The sequence below is a fragment of the Micromonospora sp. NPDC000442 genome, assembly GCF_042898635.1.
Lineage (GTDB): Bacteria > Actinomycetota > Actinomycetes > Mycobacteriales > Micromonosporaceae > Micromonospora.
This window is the reverse complement of the sequence record NZ_JBIAYZ010000004.1, coordinates 194,255-209,138: the sequence shown is the minus strand read 5'-3', so window position 1 is coordinate 209,138 and position 14,884 is coordinate 194,255. Positions and strand designations below refer to the sequence as shown.

Sequence of the window (14,884 nt, the reverse complement as noted above, 5' to 3'; positions counted from 1 at the left end):
CGATGGCGGGCCGCCCCTTTTCGCGTACGCTCTCCGGTTTCTCAGCCCTCGACGGCCCGGCGGCGCGCCACCTCGGCCAGGGTGACGGCGGCGGCGACGCTCGCGTTGAGCGACTCCACCTCGGAGATCATCGGGATGCTGACGGTGAGGTCGCAGGTCTGCCCGACCAGGCGGGACAGCCCTCGCCCCTCCGAGCCGACCACCACCACCAGCGGACCGACGGCGGCCTCCAGGTCGTACAGGTCCGTTTCCCCGTCGGCGTCCAGGCCGACCACCATGAACCCGGCGTCCTGGCAGGCCTTCAGCGAGCGGGTCAGGTTGGTCACCTGGGCCACCGGCACCCGGGCTGCCGCGCCCGCGCTGGTCCGCCAGGCGGTCGCGGTGATCCCGGCCGCCCGCCGCTCCGGTACGAAGACACCCTGCGCGCCGAACGCCGCAGCGGAGCGGATCACCGCGCCGAGGTTACGCGGATCGGTGACCCCGTCCAGCGCCACCAGCAGCGGTGCCGGCTGTTCCAGCGCGGCGGCGACCAGGTCCTCGAAGGGCTCGTAGGCGAACGGCGGCACCTGGAGACCGACGCCCTGGTGCAGCACACCCCCGGTCATCCGGTCCAGCTCGGCGCGGCTGACCTCAAGGTTCGCGATGCCCCGGTCAGCGGCGGTACGGATGATCTCCTTGACCCGGTCGTCGACGTCGATGCCCTGCGCCGTGTAGAGCGCGGTCGCCGGAACCTGGGTACGTAGCGCCTCCAGCACGGGGTTGCGACCGACCAGCAGCTCCTGGGTGTCCTTCGCCGGGTTGGACTTGCGGCCCGGCGCTACCCGGGGGCCGCTGCGCCCCGCGGGCTGCTTGCCCCGGACCGGCTTCGCGACGGCCGCGCCCCGGCCGCCGCCCTTGCCCCAGGTGGTGTCCTTGCTGCCGGGCTGGCCGATCTTCGGGGCACGCCCCTCCTCGGCGGCCGCCCGGCGCTCCTTCTCCTGCTTCCAGGCGGTGCGCTGCGGCAGCTTCTCGGTGCCCGAGTACGCCTTGTGCCAGGGCCGCTCGTCGGCCGGCAACGTCCGGCCGCGCCCGGCGAGGGAGTCCCGGTTCTTTCCGCCGGACCCCTTCGGGGCACTGGACTTCGACGCCACCCGCCGACCACGGCGCTGCGAATTGCCGGCCATCAGTCCTGCTCTCCAATAGTCCAACGCGGTCCCTGTGGGGTGTCCTCGACCACCACTCCGGCCCGCTTGAGTTGATCCCGCAGCGCGTCGGCGGCGGCCCAGTCCTTGCGGACCCGGGCCTGCGCGCGCTGTTCCAGTGCCAGGGCGATCAGGGAGTCCACCACACCACGGAGGTCGCTCGCCCGGGCTCCGCCGGTCCAGGCCGGGTCGAGAGGGTCGACTCCGAGGATATCCAGCATCGCGCGGACGCTGGCGAGCGTGGTGCGGACGGTCACATCGTCCCCGCTGGCCAGCGCGTTGTTGCCGTCCCGCAGTACCTCGTGCAGCGCCGCCAGCGCGGCCGAGGTGTTCAGGTCGTCGTCCATCGCGGCGACGAACGCGGCCGGCAACTCTCCCAGCCCATTCGCGCCGACCCGTTCCACGGCCCGCGTCACGAAGCCCTCGATCCGCCGGTACGCGACAGCCGCCTCGCGCAACGCCTCCTCGGAGTAGTCGATCCGGGAACGGTAGTGGGCGGCCACGTAGTAGTAGCGCAGCTCGACCGGGCGCACCCCGAGGGAGGCGACGTAGTCGAGGTCGAGGGCGTTGCCCAGCGACTTGCCCATCTTCGCCCCGCCGATGCTGAGCAGCCCGTGATGCACCCAGTACCGGGCGAAGGGCAGGCCGGCGGCCTGGGACTGGGCCAACTCGTTCTCGTGGTGCGGGAAGGTCAGGTCGAGCCCCCCGCCGTGGATGTCGAACTCCGCGCCCAGATAGCGCCAGCACATCGCCGAGCACTCGATGTGCCAGCCGGGTCGGCCCCGCCCCCACGGCGACGGCCAGTAGGCGTCCGCCGGCTCATCCGGCTTGGTGCCCTTCCAGAGAGCGAAGTCGCGCGGGTCGCGCTTGCCCCGGTCCGGTGCGTCACCGGCGGACTGCATGTCGTCCGGCGACTGGTTGGACAACGCCCCGTACGACGGCCACGAGCACACGTCGAAGTACACGTCGCCCGAGCCGTCGGTGGCCGGGTAGGCATGCCCCCGCTCGATCAACTGCGCGATCAGTTCGTGCATCTCGGAAATGTGACCGGTGGCCCGTGGCTCGTAGCTCGGTGGCAGCACGTTCAGCGCCCGGTACGCCTCGGCGAGCTTCAACTCGTTCGCGTACGCGATCGACCAGAAGGGTCGCTGCTGCTCCTGCGCCTTGACCAGGATCTTGTCGTCGATGTCGGTCACGTTGCGGATGAAGGTGACCTGGAAACCGGCAGCCGTCAGCCAGCGACGCAACACGTCGTAGTTGACGCCGGAGCGAAGATGACCGATGTGCGGCGGTGCCTGGAGGGTGAGACCACACAGGTAGACCCCCACCTTGCCGGCTTCCCGCGGGACGAAGTCCCGCACCGATCGGGTGGCGGTGTCATACAGGCGTAGCGTCACCGTACAAGGGTAGCCGTCCGCTGTTGCCTGCTCGGTCGGAGCCTGGTGGCACCCGGCCGCTGCGCGCCTGCCGATGCCCACCCCGCTGGCCGTACGCTGCTGGTCGTGAGCACTCCAGCGACGCCCGGCGCTGCCGTACCGCCGCCGAACGACCCGGCACCGAACCGCTCAGCACGCGCCGGTGAGCCGACGTCAGGCGGGCCGACGTCAGGCGGGCCGACGTCAGGCGGGCCGACGTCGGGTGAGTCGGCGTCAAGCAGCTCGCCGTCAGGCGGATGGGCGCGGGGTGGCGAGGCATCGCAGACGCTGGACCGGGGGCTGCGGCTGCTGCACCTGGTGGCAGACGTCCCGGGTGGGTTGACCGTCACCGAGGCCGCGAACCGGTTGGGCATCGGTCGGGCTGCTGTCTACCGGCTGGTCGGGCCGCTGGCCGGGCACGGAATGCTGCGTCGTGCCGCCGACGGCCGGCTGCGCCTCGGTGCCGGGGTGCTGCACCTGGCCCGGCGGGCCCAACCGCTGCTCGCCGAGGGCGCACTGCCCGCGCTGCGGCGGCTCGCCGAACAGGCCGGAGCCACCGCCCACCTGACAGTGGTGGAGGGTGGCGAGGGGGTCGCGCTGGCGGTGGTCGAGCCGAGTTGGACGTCGTTCCACGTCGCGTACCGGACCGGGGCCCGGCACCCGCTGGAGCGGGGTGCCGCCGGGCGGGCCATCCTGGCCGGCCGGTCAGGCGACGCCGGCCCGGTGAGCACCGCCGGCGAGTTGCAACCCGGCGCGTACGGGGTGGCCGCGCCGGTGCTCGGAGTGCCCGGCCTGGAGGCGAGTGTCGGGGTGGTGGCGCTGGCCCCCCTGGACCCCGAGGCGGTCGGCGCCCAGGTGTTGGCCGCCGCCACCGCCATCGCCACCGCCCTGACCTGACTGCTACCAGCCCCACCCACCGCAGCCCCACGCTGCCTGGCGCGACTTGCGGCAAGTTGCGCCCAAACTCCGGCTTGAAAGCCCAACTTGCCGCAAACCGAGGCGACACCCGGCCGGGTCACGCGGGCCGGGCCCGGCCGGGCCGGCGGGGCGGGTGGGCCGGGCCAGTGGGGGCCAGTGCGGGCCGGGCCGGTGCCGACCAGTGCGGGCCGGGTCGGTGCGGACCAGTGCGGTGCATATAGCACACCTGGCGAGGGTCGGAGCACTTATCCACAGGGGACGGTCGAGGCCCAGTCTGCGGTTGTCCACAGGGGCTGCCGAGGGGGCCCCAGGACGCGCAGGATCTCGTGCATGCCAGCTCAAGCACACCGACCGGGAGCCCCGGCGTGGCAGGTCTTCCGCGGCTCGGACGCCGTCCGTCAGGGCCTGCTCACCGTCCACCAGCTTCGCAGTTCCGCCTGGGCTCGACTACGGCGGGACATCTACGCCGATGCGCGGCTTGATCGCGATCACGACCTGGCCTGCCGCGCCGTGGCGTTGCAACTGCCGGTCGCGGCAGCGTTCGCCGGCCCGTCAGCGGCTTACCTGCACGGGGTCGAGCATGCCGCGAGCTTCGCCGACAAGGTTCACGTGCTCGTGCCGGCCCCAGCCGGGCTGCGCAGCCAACCCGGCCTGCAAGTGCACACGACTTCCCAGGGGCCACGGATCCAGGGCATCGGCGCGGGCACACTTCCCCGCACGGACCCGACCCGGGCAGCATGGGAGAGCGCCGTCTGGCTGCCGCCGACCCACGCGATCGCCATCATCGACACCCTGCTCGGCCGGGGACTCACCACGCGGGCGGCTCTCGCCCAGTTCGCGGCCCTGAACGACCGCCGTCCCGGCGTACGCCCGGCGAGCTGGTTGTTCGATCTGGCTGAGCCGGCGGCTCAGTCGCCGGCCGAGTCACAGCTGCGCATCCGTCTGGTGCTGGCCGGTCTGCCTCGACCGGTGGTTCAGCACCCGGTGCAGGTGTCCAGCGGTCTGGTCCTGCATCCCGACCTCGCCTGGCCCGCCTGCCGGGTGGCGGTGGAATACGACGGGCACTGGCATTCGGACCACGAGCAGTTCCATCGGGACCGACAGCGACTCAACCGTCTCGTCGGTGCCGGCTGGCTGGTACTGCACGTGACCAGTCGCCGTCTCCACCAGGACTTCCCGGGGATCGTCCGGGAAGTCCGCACCGCGCTGTTCGACCGGGGGTGGCGCCGATGACAGCAGGTGGCCGGGCTGAGGATTCCAGCCCGGCCACTGTGCCCCTGATCAGAGGGGTGCTATCGGCGCGGCTTGACCGTCACCGCCGCGTACGCGTCGATGATGCCGTGCCCGTAGAAGCCGTTGAAGCTTCGCGAGCCGTCGCAGTAGGCGTCGAACTCGGCCGGCCGGTCCTCATTGGCGTAGCTGAACAGCCGCGGCTCTGGGCAGGCACGCTCGGCGGCCGTCCGAAGGAGTTGCCGCTCGACCAGGTCCGGTGCCATGCCGTAGCCACTGCGGCCCTGCTGCTTGCCGTAGCGGCTCACGATGAGCGCGGCCACCCCGGAGGCGTGCGGTGCCGCCATCGAGGTGCCCTGGAGGTAGGTGTAGTACCCGCACTCTCCGTTGCGCTTGCAGTCCTTGAACACGAAGGTCTCGGCGCCGGGCACGATGTTGCCGTCCTCGTCGACCGCACCCTCCTCCTGGAGGACCTTCTTCGGGTACGTGGAGAGGATCATGTTGGCGTCGGTACGGAACGTGTCCGTGCCGAAGCCGTCGCGGTACCAGCCACCCGGAGCGGCGACAGCGGTCTGCTCCGTGCCGTAGTTGGAGTAGTCGGCCTTCTTGCCGGACGGGCCGACGGCGGAGACGCTGATGACGTGCGGCCCCTCCGTGGGCAGGTCCCAGCAGCTGTCGTTGTCGATCTCGCGCGGGTAGGGCGCGACGTCACCGTAGTTCGGGCTGGAGACGTCGGTACGCGGGTCGCCCAGGTCCTCGTGGTTGTTGCCGAGCGCGCCGACCAGGGTGACGCCCCGGTTGTGGGCGAAGGTCAGCGCCCGCTTCATCGCCCGGATGGTGGCCCGCTGCGCCGCCTGCGCCTCCGGCGAGTCGGCCGGGTTCGCGGTGCAGTTGTAGAGCCACGGATCGACGTAGAAGGACATGTTGACCACGTCGAGCCCCGACCTGCCCGCGTGCAGCAGGGCGTTGACCACGGGGTTGAGGAAGAAGTAGCCGGAGTCCTGTCCACCCTTGAGGTTGACCAGGGACACCTTCGGCGCGACGCCGGAGAGACCGAACCCGTTGGCGGCAGCGCCGATGGTGCCGGCGACGTGGGTGCCGTGGCCGCCGTCGTCGGTGCCGACCGGGTCGAGGCAACTCGCCACCTCGCACTCCCCGTCGATCTCGGGAATGTCGGGGGCGAAGTTACGGGACAGCGCCCAGTCGAAGTTGGGGGCGATGTCGGGGTGACCGGCGTCCACGCCGGTGTCGAGGACGCCCACGGTCACCCGGCGGTCGCCGGGCTCCACCTTGCGCGCCTTATCGGCCCGGATCATCTCCAGACCCCAGAGCTTGTCGTCCAGCGGGTCCAGCTTCTTGCCCCGCTGCTTACCGGCGCCCTTGGCGGCCGCCGCGGCCAGCAGGTGTTCCTGCTCGACCCGGTCGAGGCGCGGTTTGCGCCCGATCGCCTTCTCCTCTGCCGCACCGATCAGGGCGGCGGCGGAAGTCGCCTTCGTCGCGAAGTCGGCCCGGTCGGTCGTCACCTGGTAGACACCGACCTCGTCGCTGCGGGACACCACGGTCCCGCCCGCCGACCGGATCGCGGCGATCGCCGCGTCGGTGGAGACGCCGTCCTCGGCGACCACGGTGAAGGTCCGCAGGTCCGCCGGCTCGGCGCTGGCGGGCACTCCCAGACCTGTGACCGTGAGTGTCAGCGCCGTCGCGGTCGCGACGGCACCGACGGTGAAGCGCTTGCTCACCACATCGGATCCTCTCGTTGAGGGACGTGGCGTCATCAGACATCAATGCGTGAGGTTTCGCCAGAGCAGCGCCGGATTAACGGCGGAAGATCCGCTTCGCCGGAAAGCTCGGCCAACACGCTGGGCAGCTCGGCCAGGCCCGAGACCACGGCGTCCGGCACCACATCGGCCGGCAACCGTTCGCCTCGGCGGTTCAGCCACACGGCCCGCAGGCCGGCCTGCTGCGCTCCGACCACGTCATTGGCCAGGTTGTCGCCGACATGCACCACCTGAGCCGGCTTCACCCCGGCGGCAGCGCACACCGCCGCGTAGAAATCCGGGGCCGGTTTCTTCGGCACACCGTCGCAGTGCGCGTACACCTCGAAGGCGAACTCGCCGACGAGACCGCAGCGTTCGGCGCGGCTGTTGCCGTTGGTGGCGAAGCCCAGCGTCCACCGTTGGCGAAGGGCGGCCAGCGCCGGCAGCGAGTCGGCGAACGGCCGGGTCAGCGCGAAGCGGCGGGCGAAGAAGATCGCGCTGATCTCGTCGAGGTGGGCACCGAGCCCTGCCCGGTCCAGGGACCGAGCCAGGGCGGCACGCCGGATCTCGGCCACCGGCGCGGCGGCCAGCGCACCAAAGACCGCACCCCAGTCCGATTCCAGGTCCGCGAGGGTGACGCCGGCCGCGACCGGGGTCAGCCGCCGCATCTGCGCCAGTACGGCCTCCAGCCCTGCGGTGACGGCCGGACGCAAATCGATCAGGGTTTCGTCGGCATCAAACACCACCGTGGTCAGCATGCCGTCCAGCTTGTCACCGCAGGGCCGGCTCCGTCGCCTCCGTCCGGGCCGGCTGGACAGGGATCCGCAGCTCGTCGAGGCGGACCAGCGCCACACCCGCGACGATCAGCAATCCGCCGAACAGTTGCACCACCGTCGGTAGCTCCCCCAGGACCAGCCAGGCGATCAGGACCGCGAACATCACCTCGGTCAGCCCGACGAACGAGGCCAGCCGGGAGCCGAGTGTCCTTACCGCGGCGATCCCGGCCAAATAGGCGACCACCGCGGCCACCAGCGTCAGACCGGCGATCGGCACCAGCCAGCTGGTCTGCGCGCCGGCGAATTGCACGGTGTCGAAGGTGGCCCGCAACGGCAGCGCGCCGGTGAGACCGAGCACCAGCAGCACGCCGGCACCGGCGGCCATCCCGCCGCTGGCCATCACCATCGACGGCAGGGCCGGGTCGACCCGGCCGGCGAGCACGAAGTACCCGGCCAGCCCGACCGCCGCACCGAGTCCCCAGAGGACGCCGACCGCGTCGAGTCGGCCCGCCCCGGTCAGGTCGAGCACGAAGACCAGCCCGACCATGGCCGCCACCGAGCCGGCGACGGTCAGCCGCCGCGGGCGCTGGCCCTGCACCAGCCAGGTCCATCCGACGACGAGGACGATGCCGAGGTATTCCAGCAGCAGCGCGACGCCAACCGGCAGGTAGCGCACGGCGTTGAAGAAGCACGCCTGGGCGACCGCGACCCCGAGCAGCCCGAAGACGCCGATCGAGGCGAGATTGCGGCGCAACACCGGCCACTGCCCCCGCAGGACGAGCATGGCGGGCACCATCAGCACCAGGGCGGCGATGCCGACCCGGGCGACGACGACCGCCTCGGCCGACCAGCCGGCGTCGATCAGGGATCGGGCGAAGGTGCCTGAGGTGGCGAAGGTGACCGCGGAGAGCAGCGCCAGCGCGAGGCCGGCACCTGCGGCGGGCGGTTGACGCATTGGCTCTCCTTGGCACGACTGCCCGCCATGGGCAAAATAGGTTACGCCGATGACGCTAGACGGGGACCCCGACAGGAGTCAAGTTGCTTTTCGCCCATGACACCGAGTGCTCGCTGGTCGCCGCCGCGGCGCTTGTCAACACCGCCGGATCCAGCGGGGAGGGGCTCCCGGATGTCGCCGCCCTGGACGCCTTCTACACCAGTCACTCCTACAGCGGCCGGCACGAGCACACCGAGACCGAGCTACGGGCGGTACGCGCCCTGCGCCCCCGCCTCCGCCGGATCTGGTACGCCGAGGTCGACGAGATCGTGTCGATCGTCAACTCCCTGCTTCGCGAGCACCGTGCGCTGCCCCAGCTCATCACGCACGACGCCGAGCCGTACCATCTGCACGCCGTACCCCGGAACGCCCCGCTGGCCACCCGGATCGCGGTCGAGGCCGCGATGGCGGTCGCGGACGTGGTACGCGGTGGCGAACTGCGCCGGCTGCGCACCTGCGAGCACCCCGACTGCGACAACGTGCTGGTCGACCTCTCCAAGAACCGCTCCCGCCGGTTCTGCGAAGCCGGCTGCGGCAACCGGGCCGCCGTCAGCGCCTACCGCGCCCGCAGGGCCGCCGCCCGCTCCTGACCGCTGGTGTGGGGCCCGTCCGGAGCAACCGACGCAGGTCAGCGGGCGCGGCCGGCCATCAGCCAGCGGGTCACCACGACCCGGAGCAGCACGTAGCGGCCGTCCGGGCCTTCCACCGTGACATCCCAACCGTCGTACCGGCGGCGAAGCGCCTCGACCACGTCGGGCGGGAAGGGCTGGCGGACGATGCTCGCCTCGCCCTCCGCGACGACCGGCGCGTTTCCGTCGGGCAGTGCCAGCGACACCCGGGGCTCGGCGGCGACGTTACGGACCTTCCGGTTGCGCTCGCCGGTGCCGATCCACCACTCAATGTCGACGTAGTGGAACCAGACCGGCGTCAGATGCGGCGAGCCGTCCGGCCGCAGCGTGCAGATCCACACGACCCGCTCCCGCGCCAGCCGTTCCAACACCTCCGCGCCGGGCGAGGTGGTCACGGCCGGCTCGGCGGTGCCGCGACAAAGACCCGCCAGGCGTACGCGTCAAAGCTCAGCACCGGCCCAGCCGGATCCTTACTGTCCCGCACCCCCACCCCCCGAGAAAGACCGACCGCGACCTCAACACACTGGTCGTTGGACCCACTACGGCGGCTCTTCTTCCAGCGCACGCCGGTCAACTCCATGCTTCCGCCAGTTCCTTCAACAGCTCGATTGATTCCTGTCGGGGCAACGCCGCGGCGAGAGTAGCCTCCCAGGTCCGTTGCAGTCGCATGAGATCTGCCGCTCCGTCCAACTCGCGCCCGCCGATCTGGCCTCCAAGGAAGGCGGCCTCCACACCGTCGGCCATGCTGGAGAGGATGAAAGGGCCGTTCAGGCCCGGATACTCCTCTGCCGACCTGGGCACGACCTGGATTCGAAGGTGTGGGTGCTCGACAGCGAGGCGGACGAGGTGCAGCACCTGCTCGCGCATGGCTTTCCGACCACCGACCCGTCGTCGCAAGACCGACTCGTCGAGCACGGCCGCGATCCGAATCAATTTTTCGGCATAGAGCACTTCTTGGCTGCTCAGCCGATCAGCCAGCCGCCGTTCGATCTCGCCGGGATCGAGCAGCGGGTCGGACTCGAAGACCGCCCGCGCATACGCTTCCGTCTGCAGCAGGCCGGGCACGTGGAGCGGTTCGAACCAGCGCAGGGCCCATGATTCCGCCAGGATGGCGCGCCAACCGCGTTGCCAGACCTGGGCTTTGTCGAGGGCTACCAAATCGGTGAGCATGCGACCGAAGATGCCCCCGGCGTCCAGGGCCTTGTCGACCAGGTCCAGGTACTTCGGGGTGGGTGGCTGCTGGCCCAACTCGACCGCGCTGACCATCGACGGCGAGTAGTTGACGGCCTTGGCCAACTCTTCCTGACTCCATCCTCGCCGGACCCGAGCCCGGCGCAGCTCCGCCACCAGGAACGCCGCCGCCGTCAGCTGTCCACCCGCCATCTCCAACCGCCCTCCGATAACCGGCCGATCGACTCCAGCGCCACGCCACCGGCAACCCGGCCACCGGCAGTGGCTCTCGGACAGCAGGCACAAACACTTCCGAACGTAGTGGTGTCCTCAGCAGACTGTGAAGTGCGACGCTCGCCGCTCATCTCCCGAGTGCGGCGTCGAGGTGGGACCGCCCGCTCCCCGGCCGGGCGGTCCCACCGCCGGGGCGATTTACGCAAACGACTCAGCCCGACAGGAAGGCTGTCCCATGTCCCGACCTGCCCGTCGAACCGCCTCCCGAGCCGGGTACCGAGGCGCCTCCCAGACCGACCGGCCGGACGGCGGCCGAGGGTGACAGGCATGGCCGCGTCGCCCCGGACGCACCTGCCGTTGCGTCCGCTCTGGCTCTGCCGGGTCTGCGCCGCACCGTGGCCCTGCGCCGCCGCACGGCTCGATCTTGTCAGCGAGTACGCCGACGACCGGGTCGCGCTCAGCATCTACCTCTGCGCGGTACTGCACGAGGCTGCCGCCGATCTGTACCGCCTGAACCCGCAGGACGGTCCGGCCCCAGCGGCGCTCTTCGCCCGCTTCCTCGCCTGGGTGCCCAGGCCTCGAATGGCCGATGACTGATCGACTCCGGTTGCGGCATCCTGCGGCCATCGGCCGTCCGGACAGGCCGAGATGCCGCAACCGGAGTCGATCAAGCCAGCCCGACCGGCGGGCGCGGGCGGACGCGAGCCGACCGGCGGGCGCGGGTGGGCGTGGATCGGCGGGCGCGGGTCGGCGGGGCCAGGTCAGGGGTGGGTCATGCGGAGCAGGTCGAGCGCCTCCTCCAACTGGGTTTCGGAGAGTTTGCCGGAGTCGAGGTGGCCCCGCGAGATCACCACCTCTTTGATGGAGATCTGCTTGGCCAGCGCCTCCTTGGCGATCGAGGCGGCCTCGTCGTAGCCGAGGTGGCGGTTGAGTGGGGTGACGATCGACGGCGAGCCCTCGGCGTACGACAGGCAGACCTCGGCGTCCGCGACCAGGCCGACCACGCACCGGTCGGCGAGCAGGCGGCTCGACGCGGCGATCAGCCGGATCGACTCCAGGATGTTGCGACCCATCACCGGCAGCATCACGTTCAGCTCGAAGTCGCCCTGCGAGCCGGCGAAGGCCACGGTCGCGTCGTTGCCTACCACCTGCGCGCAGACCTGCCGGACGGCCTCGCAGACCACCGGGTTGACCTTGCCGGGCATGATCGACGAACCCGGCTGAAGGTCCGGAATGCGCAGTTCACGCAGGCCGGCACGCGGGCCGGAGCCCATCCAGCGGATGTCGTTGGCGATCTTGTAGAGCCCGACCGCGACGGTACGCAGCTGCCCCGACGTCTCGACCAGGGCGTCCCGGGCACCCTGCGCCTCGAAATGGTTGCGCGCCTCGGTCAACGGCAACCCAGTCGAGGCGCGCAGCTTCTCGATCACCCGGGCGGCGAAACCGAGCGGCGTGTTGATGCCGGTGCCGACCGCCGTACCGCCCAGCGGCAACTCGGCCAGCCGGGGCAACGCGGCCTCCAAGCGTTCGATGCCGTAGCGGACCTGGGCGGCGTACCCGCCGAACTCCTGCCCGAGCGTCACCGGGGTGGCGTCCATCAGGTGCGTACGCCCGGCCTTCACGACGGTCTCGAACTCCGACGCCTTCGCCTCCAGCGCGGCGGCCAGGTGGGTCAGCGCCGGGAGCAGATCCCGTACGACGGCCTCGGTGGCCGCCAGATGGATCGAGGATGGAAAGACGTCGTTGCTGGACTGCGAGGCGTTGACGTCGTCGTTGGGATGAACGCTGCTGCCCAACTCCCGCCCGGCCAGGGTGGCGATCACCTCGTTGGTGTTCATGTTGGACGAGGTACCGGAGCCGGTCTGGAACACGTCCACCGGGAACTGGTCGTCGTACCCGCCGTCGGCCACATGCGCCGCCGCGGCGGCGATCGCCGCGGCCACGTTCGCGCCGATCACCCCCAGGTCGCCGTTGACCTCCGCCGCCGCGCCCTTGATCTGGGCCAGTGCCCGGATCTGGGCCGGCTCGATGCCTCGGCCGGAGATCGGGAAGTTCTGCACCGCCCGCTGCGTCTGTGCCCGCCACAGTGCCTCAGCGGGCACCTCCACCTCGCCCATCGAGTCGCGTTCGATCCGGTAGCCCGTCGCCTCTGGAGTCGTCACGCATACCATCCTGCCGCGCACCGCGACGACGTGCAGATGTTCGCCCCAGCCGCGCGATTCCGGATGAGCCACCGAGCCGGCCGGGAGCCAGCTTCCACCCCAAAGTCTGGCGCCTCCCACGCAGTGACGCTCTTAAGATCGTCGAGATCTCGCCACTCCGCTCAGGAGGTTTGCACGTTGCATGACAACGGGGGTACCACCGGCGTGCGCACCGCACGCCAGTGGCGCGCACCGCGCCGATTCCTCGTCACCGGGGCGGTCGCCCTGCTGACCGCACCACTCGCCGTGCTCGGTACCACCACGCCGGCAACCGCCGGCGTGACCAGATTCGAACGCGCGACGAGCATCAGCTACACCGATGCCAAGCAGCCCTCCGTCGCATTTCCGGTCGGCACCACCGACGAGGTGCCGGTCGGTACCTGGACATCCGACGAGGGCAACCACACCTCCCGGGCGTACTTCACCTTCGACCTCACGCCCTATCAGGGCAAGGACATCATCCAGGCCGGCGGGGTCATCGGCGAGTCGTCGGTGACCGACTGCGAGAAGCCTCGCAAGATCGAGATCTGGCGTACCGACACGCCGGCACAGCCCCCGACCTGGAAGACTGCACCGCAGGTGCACGAGCGTGCCGGTGACGTCTTCAATTCCCCCGCCTGCCCGGCCAGCTACCTGGAACTCGACCTCACCGAGACGCTGCGCCAGGCGGTTGCCGACGGGCAGGACAAGCTCACCCTGATGGCCCGGGTCGCCGGGAACCACGAGAAGAACAAGCGCTTCAGCCGGTGGCTCACCCCGTTGGGCATCTCGATCGAGGCGAACGCCGCGCCCGACGTACCCAGCGCGCTGACCGTCGAAGGTCGGACCTGCGCGGACGGCCGTCTGATCGGCACCACCAGGCCGGTGCTCAGCGCCGAGATCACCGACCCGGACAAGGTCGAGGGGGCGGCCGGCGATCAGGTGACCGCGACCTTCGCCTGGTGGCCGGTCGATCGGCCCACCGAGCGCACCGAGTGGACGTCCTACCACTACTACGCACCGACCCGCTTCACCTACACCGTGCCGGAGGGTGCGTTTGTCAACGGCGGTACGTACGCCTTCTCGGTGCGCGCCGCCGACCAGCACGCCAGTTCCGACTGGTCACCGGAGTGCCGGTTCACCGTCGACACGGTGCGCCCACCGGCCCCGACGGTGACCTCCACCGACTACCCGTCCGGCTGGAATCCGCCAGGCCACGGCGGCCCGGGCATCCCCGGCACCTTCCACTTCACCGCGCCGGGCGCGGACGACATCGCTGGCTACTACTACGGCGAGAGCGGCCCGATCTCCTACGTGGCCGCCGACGAGTCGGGGGCCGCCACCATCAGCCACGCGCCGACACGCAGACACAGCAACCGGCTGTACGTGCAGGCCGCCGACCAGACCGGCAACCGCTCGCCACAGACGATCTACGAGTTCACGGTGCGCGATACCGCCCCCCGGATCACCGACGGAAATCCGGACGGCGCGATCGGGGAGCCCCGCGAGCTGACCTTCACGCCCGGCATGGAGGACGTGGTCGAGTACACCTACCGGCTCAACGACGACGAACCGGTCACCGTGCCGGCCGGCGCGGACGGCACGGCCACCACGACGATCACTCCCCGCAAGTCCGGCTCGAACCGGATCACCGCGACCAGTCGGACCTCCGACGGGCTGCCCAGCGGCGAGGCGCAGTTGTCCTTCTACCTGTCGACCGAGCCCACCGTCTCGTCGGAGCAGTACCCGATCGGGGGCGGCGAAGGTGCCCTTGTCGGTACGCCCGGCACGTTCGTATTCCGCCCCGGCATGCCCGGCGTGACCGAGTACGTCTGGTCCGTGGCCGGCGGACCGGGAGTGGCCGGCGAGTTCACCTTCCGCCCAGCCCGCGACGGCGTGACCGGCTACGTCTACACCTTCGAGGGTGAGGAGGAGCGGACGGTCACGGCCGGGGCCGACGGGGTCGCCACGATCAGCTGGACGCCGCAGTCCTACCCCGCCGACCGGTCCGGCTGGGTGCGGCTGACCGTACGCGCCACCATGGGGTCGATGGTCTCGGACGGGACCGAGCACTCCTTGATACTCAACCGGCTGGCCCCGACCGTGAGCAGCTCGGACTACCCGCCCACCGGCGGGGGCGGCCCAGGCGTTCCGGACGAGTTCACGCTTACCGCGCAGATGCCCGGCAGCACCGAGTTCGTCTACCGGTACAACGGGGAGGAGCAGACGGTCGCCGCCGGAGCCGACGGCACCGCGACGATCACGTTGACCCCGCAGTACGACGGCAGCAACTACCTGTACGTGTCGAGCAGGACCACGTCGGGCATCACGTCCGGCGAGGACTACTACTACTTCAACGTCAACTACCCGGGCTGAGGTCCGGGACGACGAGGGGCGTCG

14 protein-coding genes are annotated in these 14,884 nt (G+C 70.8%); 5 read left to right on the top strand and 9 right to left on the bottom strand.

What is annotated here, in order from left to right; translation table 11 throughout:
- Positions 1-41: 41 nt before the first annotated feature.
- Complete coding sequence (gene rlmB / locus ACFY2A_RS08015; protein ID WP_363918042.1) at positions 42-1,163, bottom strand: 23S rRNA (guanosine(2251)-2'-O)-methyltransferase RlmB; 1,122 nt, start codon at positions 1,161-1,163, stop codon at positions 42-44.
- Complete coding sequence (cysS, locus tag ACFY2A_RS08010; protein WP_387169770.1) at positions 1,163-2,578, bottom strand: cysteine--tRNA ligase; 1,416 nt, start codon at positions 2,576-2,578, stop codon at positions 1,163-1,165. The genes rlmB and cysS overlap by 1 nt, the downstream gene beginning before the upstream one ends.
- 306 nt (positions 2,579-2,884) lie before the next feature.
- Here cysS and ACFY2A_RS08005 point away from each other — a divergent pair, with 306 nt between their 5' ends.
- On the top strand, positions 2,885-3,493 hold the full coding sequence (locus ACFY2A_RS08005; protein WP_387170106.1) for an IclR family transcriptional regulator: 609 nt from the start codon (positions 2,885-2,887) through the stop codon (positions 3,491-3,493).
- A 351-nt stretch (positions 3,494-3,844) separates the two neighbouring features.
- Positions 3,845-4,747 carry a hypothetical protein gene (locus tag ACFY2A_RS08000; RefSeq protein ID WP_387169768.1) on the top strand — a complete coding sequence of 301 codons (903 nt, stop codon included), beginning with the start codon at positions 3,845-3,847 and terminating at the stop codon, positions 4,745-4,747.
- Between the two features lie 59 nt (positions 4,748-4,806).
- Here the strand turns inward: ACFY2A_RS08000 and ACFY2A_RS07995 are convergent, their stop codons facing one another.
- From ACFY2A_RS07995 to ACFY2A_RS07985, 3 genes are read right to left on the bottom strand one after another with little or no spacing between them, the layout of a single operon-like run.
- Entirely contained in the window at positions 4,807-6,483 is a 1,677-nt protein-coding gene (locus ACFY2A_RS07995; protein ID WP_387169766.1) for a S8 family serine peptidase, read from the bottom strand.
- A gap of 35 nt (positions 6,484-6,518) precedes the next feature.
- Positions 6,519-7,259 carry an HAD family hydrolase gene (locus tag ACFY2A_RS07990; RefSeq protein WP_387169764.1) on the bottom strand — a complete coding sequence of 247 codons (741 nt, stop codon included), beginning with the start codon at positions 7,257-7,259 and terminating at the stop codon, positions 6,519-6,521.
- Between the two features lie 13 nt (positions 7,260-7,272).
- Entirely contained in the window at positions 7,273-8,232 is a 960-nt protein-coding gene (locus ACFY2A_RS07985) for a DMT family transporter (RefSeq protein ID WP_387169762.1), read from the bottom strand.
- A gap of 83 nt (positions 8,233-8,315) precedes the next feature.
- On the opposite strand from ACFY2A_RS07985, the gene ACFY2A_RS07980 reads away from it, so the two are divergent.
- Positions 8,316-8,861, top strand: coding sequence for a CGNR zinc finger domain-containing protein (locus tag ACFY2A_RS07980; RefSeq protein WP_387169760.1), 546 nt, complete (start codon positions 8,316-8,318; stop codon positions 8,859-8,861).
- A 38-nt stretch (positions 8,862-8,899) separates the two neighbouring features.
- On the opposite strand, the gene ACFY2A_RS07975 is transcribed toward ACFY2A_RS07980, so the two are convergent.
- The 3 genes from ACFY2A_RS07975 to ACFY2A_RS07965 are packed head-to-tail and all read right to left on the bottom strand — an operon-like array spanning position 8,900 to position 10,283.
- Positions 8,900-9,295, bottom strand: coding sequence for a pyridoxamine 5'-phosphate oxidase family protein (locus ACFY2A_RS07975; RefSeq protein ID WP_387169758.1), 396 nt, complete (start codon positions 9,293-9,295; stop codon positions 8,900-8,902).
- Complete coding sequence (locus ACFY2A_RS07970; protein ID WP_387169756.1) at positions 9,292-9,480, bottom strand: DUF397 domain-containing protein; 189 nt, start codon at positions 9,478-9,480, stop codon at positions 9,292-9,294. Before ACFY2A_RS07970 ends, ACFY2A_RS07975 begins: the two co-directional genes overlap by 4 nt.
- Positions 9,471-10,283: a Scr1 family TA system antitoxin-like transcriptional regulator gene (locus ACFY2A_RS07965; protein WP_387170104.1), complete on the bottom strand. Its 813-nt coding sequence runs from the start codon at positions 10,281-10,283 to the stop codon at positions 9,471-9,473. Before ACFY2A_RS07965 ends, ACFY2A_RS07970 begins: the two co-directional genes overlap by 10 nt.
- A 348-nt stretch (positions 10,284-10,631) precedes the next feature.
- Here ACFY2A_RS07965 and ACFY2A_RS07960 point away from each other — a divergent pair, with 348 nt between their 5' ends.
- On the top strand, positions 10,632-10,901 hold the full coding sequence (locus ACFY2A_RS07960; protein WP_387169754.1) for a hypothetical protein: 270 nt from the start codon (positions 10,632-10,634) through the stop codon (positions 10,899-10,901).
- A gap of 164 nt (positions 10,902-11,065) precedes the next feature.
- Here the strand turns inward: ACFY2A_RS07960 and ACFY2A_RS07955 are convergent, their stop codons facing one another.
- Positions 11,066-12,475, bottom strand: coding sequence for a class II fumarate hydratase (locus ACFY2A_RS07955; RefSeq protein WP_387170102.1), 1,410 nt, complete (start codon positions 12,473-12,475; stop codon positions 11,066-11,068).
- 195 nt (positions 12,476-12,670) lie between these two features.
- Between ACFY2A_RS07955 and ACFY2A_RS07950 the strand changes: the two genes are divergently transcribed.
- Positions 12,671-14,860, top strand: coding sequence for a hypothetical protein (locus tag ACFY2A_RS07950; protein ID WP_387169752.1), 2,190 nt, complete (start codon positions 12,671-12,673; stop codon positions 14,858-14,860).
- Positions 14,861-14,884 lie beyond the last annotated feature (24 nt).

Coding starts and splice junctions, on each gene's coding strand:
- rlmB (WP_363918042.1), bottom strand. CDS start 1,163: ATGGCCGGCAATTCGCAGCGCCGTGGTCGGCGGGTGGCGTCGAAGTCC.
- ACFY2A_RS08000 (WP_387169768.1), top strand. CDS start 3,845: ATGCCAGCTCAAGCACACCGACCGGGAGCCCCGGCGTGGCAGGTCTTC.
- ACFY2A_RS07990 (WP_387169764.1), bottom strand. CDS start 7,259: ATGCTGACCACGGTGGTGTTTGATGCCGACGAAACCCTGATCGATTTG.
- ACFY2A_RS07985 (WP_387169762.1), bottom strand. CDS start 8,232: ATGCGTCAACCGCCCGCCGCAGGTGCCGGCCTCGCGCTGGCGCTGCTC.
- ACFY2A_RS07970 (WP_387169756.1), bottom strand. CDS start 9,480: ATGGAGTTGACCGGCGTGCGCTGGAAGAAGAGCCGCCGTAGTGGGTCC.
- ACFY2A_RS07965 (WP_387170104.1), bottom strand. CDS start 10,283: ATGGCGGGTGGACAGCTGACGGCGGCGGCGTTCCTGGTGGCGGAGCTG.
- ACFY2A_RS07960 (WP_387169754.1), top strand. CDS start 10,632: ATGGCCGCGTCGCCCCGGACGCACCTGCCGTTGCGTCCGCTCTGGCTC.
- ACFY2A_RS07955 (WP_387170102.1), bottom strand. CDS start 12,475: ATGGTATGCGTGACGACTCCAGAGGCGACGGGCTACCGGATCGAACGC.